This window comes from Chryseobacterium sediminis, assembly GCF_008386505.1.
GTDB lineage: Bacteria > Bacteroidota > Bacteroidia > Flavobacteriales > Weeksellaceae > Chryseobacterium > Chryseobacterium sediminis.
The window spans coordinates 219,944-234,267 of record NZ_VUNZ01000005.1; the positions used below are offsets into that span (position 1 = coordinate 219,944).

Here is a 14,324-nt window from a genome sequence, read left to right on the forward strand (position 1 = left end):
CTATTTTAAATTAATTCCTTGTAAATATCTTTTTTGTTTTTGTCTTTTAAACCAAAATATAGGGGTTGTAAGCAGGTGTAAAACCAAAACGACAGGTGAGATAATCCATATCGCTGCCATCAAATATACCTTAAAGAATTTTATCAGCAATGGACGTTTCTCTTTTTTCTTGATAATCAGATTAGACCATACTGTGAAAATTTTGTTTCCAACCTTTTCTACCCGTACCAAAAACGCGCGGATTTCAATGGCTCCGTTTTTAACGAGTTCCGGCTGTAAATTATTAAGGTCATTATTATTAAAATATCTTTCAATAATCTCGCCATACTTTACCGAGCCTGTGATTTCTTCATCAGAAACCCCTGCAGCAGGAAGCATACCTGATTTTTCTTTCTGCCCCGTTGTGAGCCATCGAAGGATCGTTAATACACTTGTATAGTTGTCATGTCTGTCTACCAGTGCGATATTCCCCACAAGTTTGGCCTGTAAATCTCTTAAGTATACCTTTAATTTCTCCTGGGAGAGCATCCACATATTTCTGGTTCCGGAGATAGTGACTACAGGAGTGTCTTTAAGGATACGTTCTGCATAACCACTCTTTAAAAATGAAATGATAGGAATGGATGGCGTGAGATACCATACCTGATACCCGAAAAGAATAAGGTCGTACTTTTTGTTCAGAATTTCTTCCGAAGGAGGGAGGATCTCTTTTGGAATCTGTAAATAGGACTCTGGAAAGGTATTGAAAAAAACATCACCTGGCCAGGGAAAAGGAAAATCTTCCTTCAGCTTAATATTATAATAGGTTACATCGTATTTCTCCTTCTGAGCTTCAAAAGGTTTTGCAATGGTCCTCACAATATCTTCGAGTTGTCCGGTTTGTGAATAATATATGACAAGTATATTTTTCTTCATTAGTTTTCTTTAGCGTTTACAAAAATATGTTTTTCATATTTATTATTTAGTTTTAAATACTTTTAATGATTCGGAACTAAATTTCAGTGTATAATTATCATTTTCAAACGAAGCATTCTTTGTGTTGACAAAAATGATGGTTTCAGGAAGCGTCTGGATATCATTGAAGCTGAAATGATCATGTGAGATCAAAAGAACATCAATCTTTTTGGTCACTTCCGAAACGTCTTTTATATACTGTATCTTTCTTCTTTTTACCAGGTAGCTGTGCGCAGCAATTGCTCTTTTTTCATCACTTTTTATCAGAGAAAAAATTCTTCGGCTGGCCTGATATAAAGTTAGTAGCGCATCTTTTTGTCCAAAGTCATCTGCCATGTGAAGAATATTGGCTTCATTGGAAATATGCTTATTCAGCTCGAAATATACTGATTTTTTGGTGTTGAAGTCTTCTTTTACTTCATTTACCACTTCACTGTCTTTATAAAGATAACTCAGGAATAATTTATTTTTAAAATAATTTTCATCCTCGATCTCTTCTCTCAGTTTTGCAAACTCTTCTCTGAAGTAAGCATTAATTTTCTTTGTTCTTTCAGAATAATTCTTGCCGAAGCTCATATCGTCTTTGCTGATCCTGTTGCCTACTTTTACGGTAATACTTCCGTTGTAGATGATGAAATCTCCTTTTGGTAATACTTCAGAATTTCCATGAATGTAAAGCGGAAGAACATCCAGCCCGAATTGCTCAGCAAGGTAAAATGCTCCCTTATGGAATCTTTTAACATCATTGGTATACGAACGTTCTGCTTCAGGGAAAACAACAAGAGAATATCCCTGTGCAATTTTTTCTTTCAGCTTATCCATTCCGTTTTCAATTCCCTGTGAAACGGGATAGAAGCCCAGCGCTCTTACCAGTTTTCCAAAAACGGGAGATTCATATACCCAGTCATTTACCAGATAGATAATTTTGTGGGTAGCCATGGCAATGGCCAGGGTATCTAAGAAAGAGGTGTGGTTAGCTATAATAACAGCCGGTTTGCTGAAATCTTCAGACGTATTTTTAATGACCCTTTTCTTTACAAAAGGTGTTATGTAGAGTACTGATGTTAAAAACTTAGCCAGAATCAATTTGATAATGTCTAATGTTTTTCCTTTGGATTTTTTAACGAATAAGCTTCCGAAAGCTGAGAATACCAATCCACCCAATCCGTAATATAAAAACGAAAATATGGCCCGTAAAAATAACCTGAGGGTAATAGGTGACAAACCTTTCTTTGCCCGGTTGGTAATGAATAATCTGAACCAGAAAGGATATAAGGTAGAAGTAATAATAATCACAGAGAACATTCCGATCAGGGCCACCAATGCTAAAGAATGCAGCGCAGGATGCTTGGCAAAAATCAGAGATCCAATGGAGAGGATAGTAGTGAAAACTGCCAGAATAATGGATGTTCTGTAAGTTGGCAATTCATTTTTACCCGTTGTATGTTCCTTTTGCATAGCCTGTGTCAGGAAAATGCTGAAATCATCTCCCACTCCAAAGACTAATGTACATACTACGGTACTGAAAATATTGAGTTCTAATCCCAGGAAATAAAGGATTCCTGCTGTTACAATTCCCGTTAAAACAATTGGGAACATGGTAAGAATGGTGAGTTCAAGATTTCTGAAGAACACAATAATTGTCAGAACAATTGCTAAAAGAGAATAATTAATCAGCGTATTGAAGTCTCTCTTCAGCAAGCCGAGGAAATTTTCGTTCATCTGCTGGCGGTCAATCGCAAGGGCATCATGTTTCTTTTCAATATCTTTAATGAAAGCATCTCTTTTGTTTTCGTCTACTTTTACTACATTGGAAACGGTATAAAAACCATTTTCGCTGCTCATGAATTCTGAAATCTGGAGAGCTTTTACCTTTTCATAGTCTTTCAGGCTTAATGCAGTGTAGTTTTTATGTAAAGCTTCATTGAAGCTGTCAAAAGCTGAACCGTTGAACCCAAATTTATTCCCATTACTGATCAGCTCGGAAATAGTCTGATTCTTTTTAGAGTCATTCCAGAAGCTGTTCCATTTCTCAATCTTTTTTTGCTGGTCTTTTTCTGAAAGAACGATATTTCCGATAGAATTGTAACTTAATATCTTGCCTTCTTTTTTCTCTTTTTCAAGGAAACTGCTTAGCTCAGAATTTCGGGTTAATGCCTCCTCTTCAGAATTTCCATAAGAGATTGTGTAAATAGATTTTGATGTAATATCCGATAGCTTCTGTAGTTTGGCCTCACTGATTTTCAGATCTTTTGGAATATAATTAAGATCACCAATATCTTCATTAAAACCTACATGTCTGAATCCGAACAGGCAGGCAAGAATGATGATAGAGCATCCTATAATCAAAGGCTTGTTTTTCTCATAAGGATAAGATCCTATCTTGTCGATGAAATTCGTGTTGAGGTGTTCTCCCTTTTCTTTGGGTTTATACAGTTGAGGAACAATAATCAATGCTGAAACTGAAGAGAGAATAACGGTGATGGCAGCAAAAAGCCCCAGGTCTTTCAAAGCTTCAGAACGTACAAAGACCAGACACAGGAATGAAACGGCTGTCGTTGCACTGCTCAATATAATGGGCTGGGTGATTTCTTTATAAAGCTCTTCAATATTATTGTTGTGCTTGTAATGGGTAAGAATATGCAGGGCGTAATCTATTGTAATCCCAATCAGAATAGCTCCTACACTTAATGAAATTGCTGAAATTTTATCTTTAATAAAATAAAGAACCAATAAGGCAAGGAGTACAGAGAATACGGTTGGTAAAAAGACAATGATAGGCGTAAAGAAATTCCTGAAATAATAGATCAGTAGGATCAAAAGAACCGTCATAGAAATTACTACTGTATTCTGAATATCTTTTTTGATCTGTTTGGCATTGGCTACGGCAATCACCGGAGAACCAAAATAACTGATTTCTGTTTTTCCCTTAAACTGTTTATTAATACCGTCTTTTATTGAGTTAAGCTGGTCTACAAAAACTTCATTGGCTTTCGTATCATTACTTTTATTCCTTGGATCAATAAAAAGTAAGAGGTTTTTCCCGTCTTTGGTTACAATATAGCTGTCTTCAAGCTTGAAATCTTTGCTGATGTTTAAGGCATTTAATTTTTTAATTCCTAAAAAAGTAAGCCCTAAAGGATCTTTTTTTATAAACTCTTTGGTAACAAGACTTGTTGGAGAGACCAAAGAGATATAATTATTCTCTACCTGTTTGGCAATGCTGTCTTTCTGAAGTTTGCGGTCTATTTCCTTATAATCATTTTCATTAAGGAATAAAGGTAAATTTTGACTCACAAAATCAAATGTTTCCGAAATCTCATTATCATTCACTTTACCCTGAACAGAACCTATATACTTTTGTAAAGGCTCTATCTTCTGCAAAAAAGTATCTGCCGTTTCAGAAAGCTGGAAGCTGTCTTCTCCGGATTTATTTTCTATAATAACGATGATCTTATCCGAAAAATTAAGCTGTTTGAGAACCTTTGCTGTAAGATCAGATTTTTCATTTTTAGGGATGATCTGATTGATATCTTCCTCAAAATTGATCTTTGATGCGAAAAATAGACATAAAACAGCAATTCCTAAGGCTGTAAGTACCGATAGGATTTTATTTCTGGAAATCAGATAATATAAAAATATAAAAAAACGATGCATTGCATGTGAATCAAGTCTGCAAATTTAATTTTTTAAGCATTAGTTCAAAATAGTTGGAGATAAGTTTTGACTGAAAATCAATAAAATATTCTAGGAAGAATGAAAAAATATTCTACTTTTGCAAAAGTTCCCCTTTAAAAAAATGTATTTTAAATCACAATTATTATTAAAAAATAAGAATCTGTTTTAGATATGTTGAAAAGAAATGATGAAAAAATAAACGGATTTCTATTTGTAATAGTACTTCCGCTTCTGTTGTTTGCGATGTCTTATTATGGATTTGAATCTTCCTATACAAGACTGAAAACATCAGAAACAACTCCCGACTTCTTATTTTCCTCGGTATACGCCTACAGAGTAATTCCCAATTACCTGAGTGTGCAGATGACAGATGTAATGTACTATCTGATCAATGGACCGCTTGCTTTCTTTAAAGATTTTTTGTCAAAAAACGGGACACCATTCTACCATGGGCTTTTTCTGATGAATAGTGTGTTTTTTATTGGATGTTCTCTAATTCTTAATGCTCTGTTTAAGCTGAGGTCAACAGGTCTTCTGCTAAATCTTAATGCAAGAAGAATCATCCATCTTTTATCTGTTTTTTTTATCGTAATTACTCAGTATGCACCAACAAATTGTGATACGATTGCACTTTTTTGCTATCTGGCCGGTGTATTTTTAACACTGAAATATTTAGATACCAGAAAAAATATTTTCTTCTTTATTCTCATTGGTCTTATCGCAATTTCCACATTGGTAAGAGAGACCGCCTGTCTGAATATCGCTTTTTTTGCTGCAGTATTTTTCAATATTGAAGAATTAAAAAAAGGAAATTATCAGGTGATCTGGAAAATAATACCTTTGGTTATTGCTTTTCTTGTTCCATATTTGGGATTAAGAGCTTTACTTGTTCAGGATGAAACTACATTTGTAGAAGGCTTTTACATCAACAGGAACTTTTCCAGTCCTTTCAATCTTGCGGGATTGATCTTTGCTGTCATTGTGATTTACTTTATATACAGGCTTTGTACTGACGAAGAAAATAGAGCCGTTTTCGGAAAATATTTTTTCTTTTCAATTCCTTACCTTATCATGATTACTTTAGTGGGGCTTTTTTGGGAGGTGAGACTTTTTCTGCCTTTAATTCTGACCGGAATTATCATGGCCTATTATCAGTTTAAAAAAACATCAGAGATTTAGCATGAGTTTACTACATCCATATTATATTATTGCAATTGTCTATATGCTGTTCTTCAGTATTCAGGAGGTGTATGGAAAAAAGGTTGATAAAAAATGGTTCTGGTTCCTTGCTGTTTATTTCATCATAATTGTTGGGCTTAGAAATGAAGTAGGTCCTGACTACGGAAGTTACAAAGGGATTTATATTTACTCTGATACCAAAAGCTATTACAGTATCTTTATGAAGATGCTCCATATGGAAGGATCTGAAAATCTGGATGTAGAATGGCTGTTTACATTGATTAATAAAGTACTCCTCAACTTTTTTAATGCCCCTTTTTATATGCTGACCCTGGTCATTGCTATTTTTGCGATGATCTTTAAAGTAGAATATACAGAAGACAATACATTTTATCCATTTACCTTTACCCTTTTTATGTTTATTCCCAACTTCTTTATCGGAGAAAGTGGGCAGATCAGACAAAATTTGGGAACTTTTATCGTTTACTTTGCGATACGGTATATCAAGGAACGGAAATTCTGGCATTACTTATTTTTCATATTCATAGGGTCTGGTATCCATAGTGTTTGTTATTTATTTTTGCCAATGTATTGGCTGGCTCGCGTTCCATTGAATAAAACGGTGATGCTGATTATGATCATAGGTTCTGTATTTCTGTCTCCGTTTGAAGTATACAGGAGTTTTGGTGGTTTCTTAGATGGGATGGCATCGAATAGTACACTTGTAGAAGGTTTCAACGGATATATGGATGAAACAGTACAACGATTGAATGGTGGTATCGGGATTCCGGAGGTAATGATGGCAATTCTAACCTTCTTCCTTTTTGTTTTTGATACTAAGATGAAAGAGCTTTATCCTTATTATGAATACCATAGAAATTATGCTGTGATTGGGATTTGTATGTATTTTATCTTTAGAAATAACCCTATTTTCTCATCGAGGCTTGCGGGAGCATTCATTGGATTCTCGTATATCATTATTCCGAATGCCATGTATGTTGTTTCAGCGAGGACCAAAAACATGATTTATGCATTTATTATTTCACTCGTTGTCTTCAATTTTGTCGTCTTCTCACTCTTTAATAATATCAAGGCGGGACGATTTTCAATAGAGCGTTACAGAAACCATATCCTTCCATAGTATTTTTGGAAGTTAAAATATAAAGGCAGCTTTTTAGCTGTCTTTTTTTATATAAACAAATTGTTTGGATTTGTACTGTTTATAAGGTTTTAAATTATATTATTAATAACATAATTTAAATATTTTATTTTTATTTATAAAATAAATCTATTTTTGTTGATGCGGGCTTAAAAATTGTACTTCGATAATGACACTCAAATCCATAAGATATGAAAAGGTTAGTTGGTAAATTTGTGGCAGCTATCTGCCTGATATCGTTGGGGATATGTTCTAAAGGTAATATTAGAGGACTTCTTCCCTCAGTTGAACATGATGTATTGAGTACTCATGATATGGACTCACTCACCAGACCGGTGCGTGAATGGACAAAATTATTACTTCCAGATTGGAAAAAAGCACCTAACAGCTACATCTTTGATCCAAGCCAGAATAGTGAAGGTTTGCTTGTGCCGGTAAAGAAAGCGTATGCGATGTGGGAAGGAGGCGGCTATCTCAATGGGAATGGCATTCCGGCAGGAGCTGTAACAGCAGATGTACTGTGGGAAGATACTCATGGACTTATAAAATCCGGAGCAAATTATACACTTGAAATAATAGGGACAGGGCAGGATGCTAAGATCAAAGTTCCTATTAACAAAACAAAAAAAGGAAATGCAGTGGTTGCCTTTAAGGTAAACGGAGAAATCTATTGGAGCTGGCATATCTGGGTTACTGATGATCCTACCAATGGAGTAGCCTATCGAAGTTTCAATACTGTTAAAAGAATGAAGTCAGACGGTACAACCGAAGTAATTCCGGACACAGACTGGAAATGGATGGACAGAAACCTGGGCGCACTTACAAGTTCTATCACCGTGTCAGACTGGAACAAAAGCATGGGACTTCTTTATCAATGGGGACGGAAAGACCCAATTCCCCCATTGGTTACGAGGGGGAATGATTTCTATGAAGCTTCGGGATCTATAGGGAGAGTCAGACATAGAGGAGCGAAAAATATGACTAATGCTGTAAGTATTGATGATCTTAGAAAATTCGTGTTGCTTTCCGCTGCAGAGGTTACCAATAACTTAAGACTTTCTGTAAAAAATCCGATGAGTCTTATCTATGTCAATAAAGAAGACAATTCCGGTCAGGCTTACTACAACAATAATCTCAATTTGCCTGTCAATTGGTTTGGGAAATCTACAACGTTACCTACTAATCGGCTTTCAGAGCTTAATCTTTGGTCTGATAATGCTCAGGGAAAAATAGAAGCTGTTTACAATACCGATGACAAAGCGAAACCTTACAGGGATAAATCTTCTTATGATCCATGTCCCAACGGATGGCGTATACCCTCTATGCTGGTGGCAAATCTCGCTTCCGGATCCTATGTTGATGATATCAGAATAGACTTTTCACCTTTTGGCGTAAAAACCAATATGGCAAAAAATGTTTTTGAAACCAATAAATACCATATTATAAAACCTACGGATGCAGGAGTTCCCGCATTTATGACAGGATTTAAAGTGTATCCTAATCTTGGTTTTGATCTTTCTGCAGTAGGAGGTTATAATATGGGAATCTTCCCGGGAAATGGACAGCTTATCAGAGGGGCCCATTTGGGGCAGTATACTGATCAGCATCATATTGCATTGTGGACGGCTACAATGGCCCGGCAGTTTGATGCTTCTCCGGCAGTTACCGTTAGAGGACTTTCTATGATTCCGGATAAAACACAGCCGGATATTCCGGACGCAAATTATCCTACTATCAAAGGACGTTATTATTACTTTCCCATGTCGGTAATGTATACCTCAGATGCGAATGGATGCAGGTGTATAAAAGATCCTTTATATCTTGTGAATGATTATGACTTTCCTACAGAATATCTGCCTGCAGCCACAGAATATAAGGAAGGGATTGATAGTCCCAATACCTACCAGATCGTTAAAAGCGGAACAGTTGCTGTCATTGAAATTCCAGTGAGTAAAGCATTTTCAGTACAAAGTCAATTGTTGAATAATTCAGAGATATTGAATCCTTCCAATTTTAATAACTTAAAAGGAAATGTTCTCTGGACTACGAATACCGGTCTTATCAGTAAAATTTCAGTAGTAAATCCGTCACCTTCTTCACTGCAGGGGATTGCTAATTCTAAAATAGTTGTAGAAATAGCTCCTGACCAAAGTGGAAATGCTGTGGTGACCTTACATAACGGTAGCATATCAGCTCCGGTATATTGGAGCTGGCATATATGGGTTACAGATTCCCCTGTACAATCTTATACCTATACTACAGAATCTCCGGAAGCAGTCCCGAATTATGTAAATTATGTAAACAAAGCAGATGTAATATTGCAGACTACTTTCATGGATCGTAATCTCGGAGCAACAGATGCTTTTCCCAATGTTACCAATCCTCAGGCACCTACTGCTGATGAACTGTTAAAAATACGCGCTTCCACTGGATTACACTATCAATGGGGTAGAAAAGATCCTATTCCTACATTCCAAAATGCAGATAACAGAAGTTCCTACAATATTTCTTTAGGAACTGCTGCCACAAATGGAACCGTTTCCTATACTGTACTTACTCCGGCTGATTATAACAATCTTTCCGGTAATTATATAGTTTCTTACAATACCTACGCCGTTGCTTCAAACGTTCAGGTTACAGACAAACCAGAAGATAAGATTTCCAAGGTACTGTCTTATTCTGTAAAAAATCCTCTGGTATATATGATTCCAAGTACGTTTGCTCCTTATAACAGTGCAACACCCAATTATACCAACGGAACAGACTGGTTGGCAACAGAACCCAACCTAGCTCCTGACAGATGGGGAAGAGGAGGAGAAAAATCTCCATTCGATCCTTGTCCTGAAGGTTGGCGAATTCCAGACCTTACAAGTGTGGCTTTGGTCTCAGGTGCTGATTTCGGGCAGACTCCCTGGTATAAAAAAGATAAAAATATAGCCACTTCATATAGTATTGCTACTGATTACTCAGGAACCAGAGTAAGGAATTCTGCCAATGCCACTGTAGGATATCTCTTTAATAATCCTGCATATCCTTTAGGAAACTACCCTGATTCTGGATCAAGAGGCTTCAGAAGTGTGACTGCTAATCAGACGGCGCAGGGAACTTTTAATGTTCTTAATTTTCAATATCCGGCTGTGTGGACGGCAGCTTTAAATTCAAATTATTTAGGAAGACCGGTAAATGTACTTTTTGATGCCGCTTCTACGACCAACAGGATGATTGCCTTTCATGATAACAATGATCCGTATTTTGGTGTGGGATGCCGTTGTGCGAAGGTAGAATATGATGCAAATGGTAATGAAGAAGGTCCTGCTTCCAGAATTACAGTAATTCCTAATGTCCCAACATTGAGTACTGCTAATGCAGCATTTAAAGCAACGGACAATAAGATTTCCTTATACCCAAGTCCGGTTTCCAATGTTCTCTATATCAAGGCTACGGAGAATAAAGAATATCATTACCAGATTTTTAATGCTTTGGGGCAGAGTGTAAAGTCCGGACAGTTTATCAATAATCAAACGGACCTGTCATCTTTGAATGCAGGAGTGTATTTGATAAGAATAAATAACTCGGAAGCAGTTATCAAAATTATAAAACGATAAACTCTGAAAATGAGGATTTAAAAAAGCAGAATGAGATCTCTTATTCTGCTTTTTTATGAGGAAGCATATCTCTTACATCTATGATGGCTGATGAAAAATTCTATATTATAAAATGTAGAGAACTATATAACGCTCTAAAACCTACACTACAAAGGACTTGAATCTTTAAAAAATGGGTGGTGAAAAGGGGTATAAACCATCTGGATTGTTAAATTAAACCCGTTTTACAAAAAGTATATAATAAAAAAGCTTTACTTTTGCAAAAATTTTTAGTTAGAATGTCGAAAAATTTAGTAATCGTAGAGTCCCCGGCAAAAGCAAAAACTATTCAAAAATATTTAGGAAAGGATTTTGAAGTGAAATCCAGTTTCGGACATATCCGGGACCTTCCTAAAAAAGGAATGGGGATAGACCTTACTACATTCAGTCCTGATTACGAAGTTTCCGCAGACAAGAAGAAATTGGTAACCGAATTAAAGGCTGCAGTAAAGAAAGCCGATATGGTATGGCTCGCTTCCGATGAGGACCGCGAAGGAGAGGCTATTGCATGGCACCTTGCGGATGAATTGAAGTTGAAGCCTGAAAACAGAAAAAGAATTGTTTTCCATGAGATTACCAAAAATGCCATTCTAAAAGCAATCGACAATCCCAGAGATATAGATCAGAACTTAGTAAATGCTCAGCAGGCAAGAAGAGTGCTGGACAGAATTGTAGGTTTTGAAATGTCACCCGTTTTATGGAAGAAAGTAAAACCGGGACTATCTGCGGGAAGAGTACAATCTGTAGCAGTACGATTAATTGTTGAAAGAGAAAAAGAAATTCGTGAGTTTACACCAAAAGCGAGCTTTAAGCTAGACGGAATCTTTTTAAATAAAACAGAGCAGGAAATAGCTGCCAAACTGAAAAAAGACTTTGAAAAAGAAGAAGAAGCAGAAAAATTCCTTGAGAAGGCAAAAACTACAGAATTTAAAGTTCTGAATGTTGAAACCAAACCGGGTACACGTTCCGCTTCAGCTCCATTTACAACTTCTACATTACAGCAGGAGGCTTCCTCAAGACTTGGATATAATGTAACCAATACCATGCGTCTGGCACAAAGACTGTATGAAGAAGGATACATTACCTATATGAGAACAGACTCAGTAAACCTTTCTCAGGAAGCTATTGAAGGAGCAAAAAAACAAATTACATCAGAATACGGAGCAGAATATTCTTCTCCAAGAAACTATACTACCAAATCAGCTTCTGCACAGGAAGCTCACGAAGCAATCCGTCCTACGGATTTTGGAGTGAAAAGTATAGGAGATGCCCAACTGAATAAGTTATACCAACTCATATACAGAAGAACACTGGCTTCTCAGATGGCCAATGCCAAAATTGAGAAAACTGTGATCGAAATCGGAAATGCATCATTGCCTCATCACTTTGAAGCGCAGGGAGAAGTAATCATATTCGATGGTTTCCTGAAAGCTTATGGTATTGTAAAAACAGAAGATGAAGATGAGGAGAGCAATGATAAATTGCTGCCGAAAGTGAGTGTAGGAGAGGTATTGAATTATAAAACCATTACCGCTACTGAAAAATTCACACGACCAAGTGCAAGATATACCGAAGCCGGATTGGTGAGAAAACTTGAAGAATTAGGGATTGGGAGACCATCTACTTATGCTCCGACGATTCAGACGATTCAGAACAGAGAATATGTAGACAAGAGAGAAATTGAACCGCATACCCGCGAAGTGATCAAAATGTCTTTAGCAAAAGATAAGATCAAAAAAGTAGTTCTTGAAGAGAAATTCGGAGGCGATAAAAATAAATTTATTCCTACAGATATAGGTGAAGTGGTAAACGATTTCCTGACAGATAACTTCAGAGAAATCCTAGACTACGGTTTCACGGCAAGAGTAGAAGAAAGCTTTGACGAAATTGCAAGTGGTGACCAGAAATGGAAAGAGATGATGACGAATTTCTACTCAAAATTCCATCCGAGAATTGAAGATGTAGAAGAAAATGCAGACCGTGCAACAGGAGACAGGCTATTAGGAGTAGATCCTAAGACTGGTAAAAATGTTCATGCAAGAATCGGAAGATTTGGAGCTATGATTCAGATCGGAGAAACGGATGATGAAGAAAAACCGATTTTTGCTTCATTAATGACAGGTCAGAATATTGCTACCATTACTTTTGAAGAAGCGTTAGAATTATTCAAACTGCCTTTTGATTTAAATGAAGTTGACGGACAGTCAGTTTCTGTAGGTGTTGGTAGATTTGGACCTTATGTAAAATGGGGAGAAACGTATATCAGCATTCCGAAAGGAGAAGATCCTCTTTCTGTAGATCAGAAGCGTGCGGAAGAAATTATCAACGAAAAGAAAATTGCTGATGCTCCAATTGCCACTTACAAAGGTGAGCCGGTTACAAAAGGAACAGGAAGATTCGGACCATTTATCAAATACAAAGCTATTTTTGTAAATGTTCCAAAGAAATATGACTTTGAAAATCTTTCTCAAAGTGATATCAATGAATTAATTGATGCGAAGCTTGAAAAAGAAGCCAACCGATATATCCAGCAGTGGGAAAAAGAAAAAATTTCTATTGAAAACGGAAGATGGGGACCTTTCATCAAATTCGGAAAAGCAATGTTCAAAATTCCGAAGAAAGCAGACGATACAAAATATGAAGCTGATGAATTGAAAGAACTTTCTTTAGATGAGGTTAAAAAATGGATTACAGATCAGGATCCTAAAGCTTTTGCAGAAAAGAAAAAACCAGCAGCTAAAAAAGCAGCCACAACTAAAAAGGCTGCTACAACAGCGAAAAAGCCTGCAGCTAAGAAACCGGCAGCTAAGAAATAAAATGATTTTTTAATAAAATAGGAAAGCACAGATTTGGGTCTGTGCTTTTTTTGTTTTTATAAAGTAAACTGCTAAATGATGTCATTGATTTATGATTGTGATTTTCTTTGAAATCATTTGAAAAAGTAATATCATATATGGTATTATATTGACTTAATTTCCCTGTTATGGGATTTAATTGTTGGCAAATGACCATGATTACTTAGTTCTAAGTATAAATACGGAAATGAAAAAATCAGTACTAAGACTGTGATATTCAGTGTTTTAATTCTGTAGTTTTACATCGTAATATTACAAAAGGTGGAGTTCAGAAACCACTTTAAAAACGAGGCGTATTCTGAAAAGCCAAACGAGTAAGAAAAACAAAACTATCAAATCATGTCAGAATTTAAATTTAGCGAAGAAGCTATTTCGCACGCATTAGAAGCAGCAAAAAGATCACACGAAGACAGTCAGGCAAGTCGCCGTTCATCAGGGGCAGACTCGGACTTAAGCCTTGCCAACGCCAGCGCAGGTTATCTTCTTGTAACAGCAGAGTGTATATCAATTACTGTTGAGAACAATAAGGTTTGTATCAACTTACCATTAGGTTTTGGGAAATACTGTTTCAGCATCCCGTTAAGTATTCCTAATGGAACAGCTGGTCAGGCTTGCTTATCTATATGTACTACCTGGGGAATTCCAACAGGAATCAGAGTTACTATTATTATCGGTGGAATAACGATTATCAGTCAGTCATTCGGAAAATGCTAATCAGTTAATATCCAAATTAGAATAAAAAAGTCCGTCTCATCATAGGTGAGACGGATTTGTTTTACAGGTTTATAAAAAAATAAGGTTGATGAAAATATAAAGCCGTTAGTTGATGTTGATGGCTTTTTTTATGAACAAAAG

At 36.3% G+C, this 14,324-nt stretch carries 7 protein-coding genes; 5 read left to right on the forward strand and 2 right to left on the reverse strand.

Annotated features, from left to right (window positions below; translation table 11 throughout):
* Entirely contained in the window at positions 1–915 is a 915-nt protein-coding gene (locus tag FW780_RS20870; RefSeq protein ID WP_149835527.1) for a dialkylrecorsinol condensing enzyme DarA, read from the reverse strand.
* A 42-nt stretch (positions 916–957) separates the two neighbouring features.
* Positions 958–4,611 (reverse strand): MMPL family transporter, encoded by a 3,654-nt coding sequence (locus tag FW780_RS20875; protein ID WP_149835528.1) that lies wholly within the window; start codon positions 4,609–4,611, stop codon positions 958–960.
* 192 nt (positions 4,612–4,803) lie between these two features.
* Here FW780_RS20875 and FW780_RS20880 point away from each other — a divergent pair, with 192 nt between their 5' ends.
* The 5 genes from FW780_RS20880 (at position 4,804) to FW780_RS20900 (ending at position 14,183) form a co-directional block, all read left to right on the forward strand.
* Positions 4,804–5,811: a hypothetical protein gene (locus tag FW780_RS20880; protein WP_149835529.1), complete on the forward strand. Its 1,008-nt coding sequence runs from the start codon at positions 4,804–4,806 to the stop codon at positions 5,809–5,811.
* Position 5,812: 1 nt separating this feature from the next.
* Entirely contained in the window at positions 5,813–6,952 is a 1,140-nt protein-coding gene (locus tag FW780_RS20885; RefSeq protein WP_241676959.1) for an EpsG family protein, read from the forward strand.
* A gap of 209 nt (positions 6,953–7,161) precedes the next feature.
* A complete protein-coding gene (locus FW780_RS20890; protein ID WP_149835530.1) occupies positions 7,162–10,575 on the forward strand; it encodes a T9SS type A sorting domain-containing protein in 3,414 nt (1,137 codons plus the stop codon).
* Positions 10,576–10,853: 278 nt separating this feature from the next.
* A complete protein-coding gene (topA, locus tag FW780_RS20895; protein ID WP_149835531.1) occupies positions 10,854–13,430 on the forward strand; it encodes a type I DNA topoisomerase in 2,577 nt (858 codons plus the stop codon).
* A gap of 378 nt (positions 13,431–13,808) precedes the next feature.
* The gene (locus FW780_RS20900; protein ID WP_149835532.1) at positions 13,809–14,183 is read left to right on the forward strand and encodes a hypothetical protein; all 375 of its coding nucleotides are present in this window, start codon (positions 13,809–13,811) and stop codon (positions 14,181–14,183) included.
* Positions 14,184–14,324: the final 141 nt, after the last annotated feature.

Excerpts from the sequence above, each read along its gene's own strand:
- FW780_RS20870 (WP_149835527.1), bottom strand. The coding sequence starts at position 915 with ATGAAGAAAAATATACTTGTCATATATTATTCACAAACCGGACAACTC.
- FW780_RS20875 (WP_149835528.1), bottom strand. The coding sequence starts at position 4,611 with ATGCATCGTTTTTTTATATTTTTATATTATCTGATTTCCAGAAATAAA.
- FW780_RS20880 (WP_149835529.1), top strand. The coding sequence starts at position 4,804 with ATGTTGAAAAGAAATGATGAAAAAATAAACGGATTTCTATTTGTAATA.
- FW780_RS20885 (WP_241676959.1), top strand. The coding sequence starts at position 5,813 with ATGAGTTTACTACATCCATATTATATTATTGCAATTGTCTATATGCTG.
- FW780_RS20890 (WP_149835530.1), top strand. The coding sequence starts at position 7,162 with ATGAAAAGGTTAGTTGGTAAATTTGTGGCAGCTATCTGCCTGATATCG.
- topA (WP_149835531.1), top strand. The coding sequence starts at position 10,854 with ATGTCGAAAAATTTAGTAATCGTAGAGTCCCCGGCAAAAGCAAAAACT.
- FW780_RS20900 (WP_149835532.1), top strand. The coding sequence starts at position 13,809 with ATGTCAGAATTTAAATTTAGCGAAGAAGCTATTTCGCACGCATTAGAA.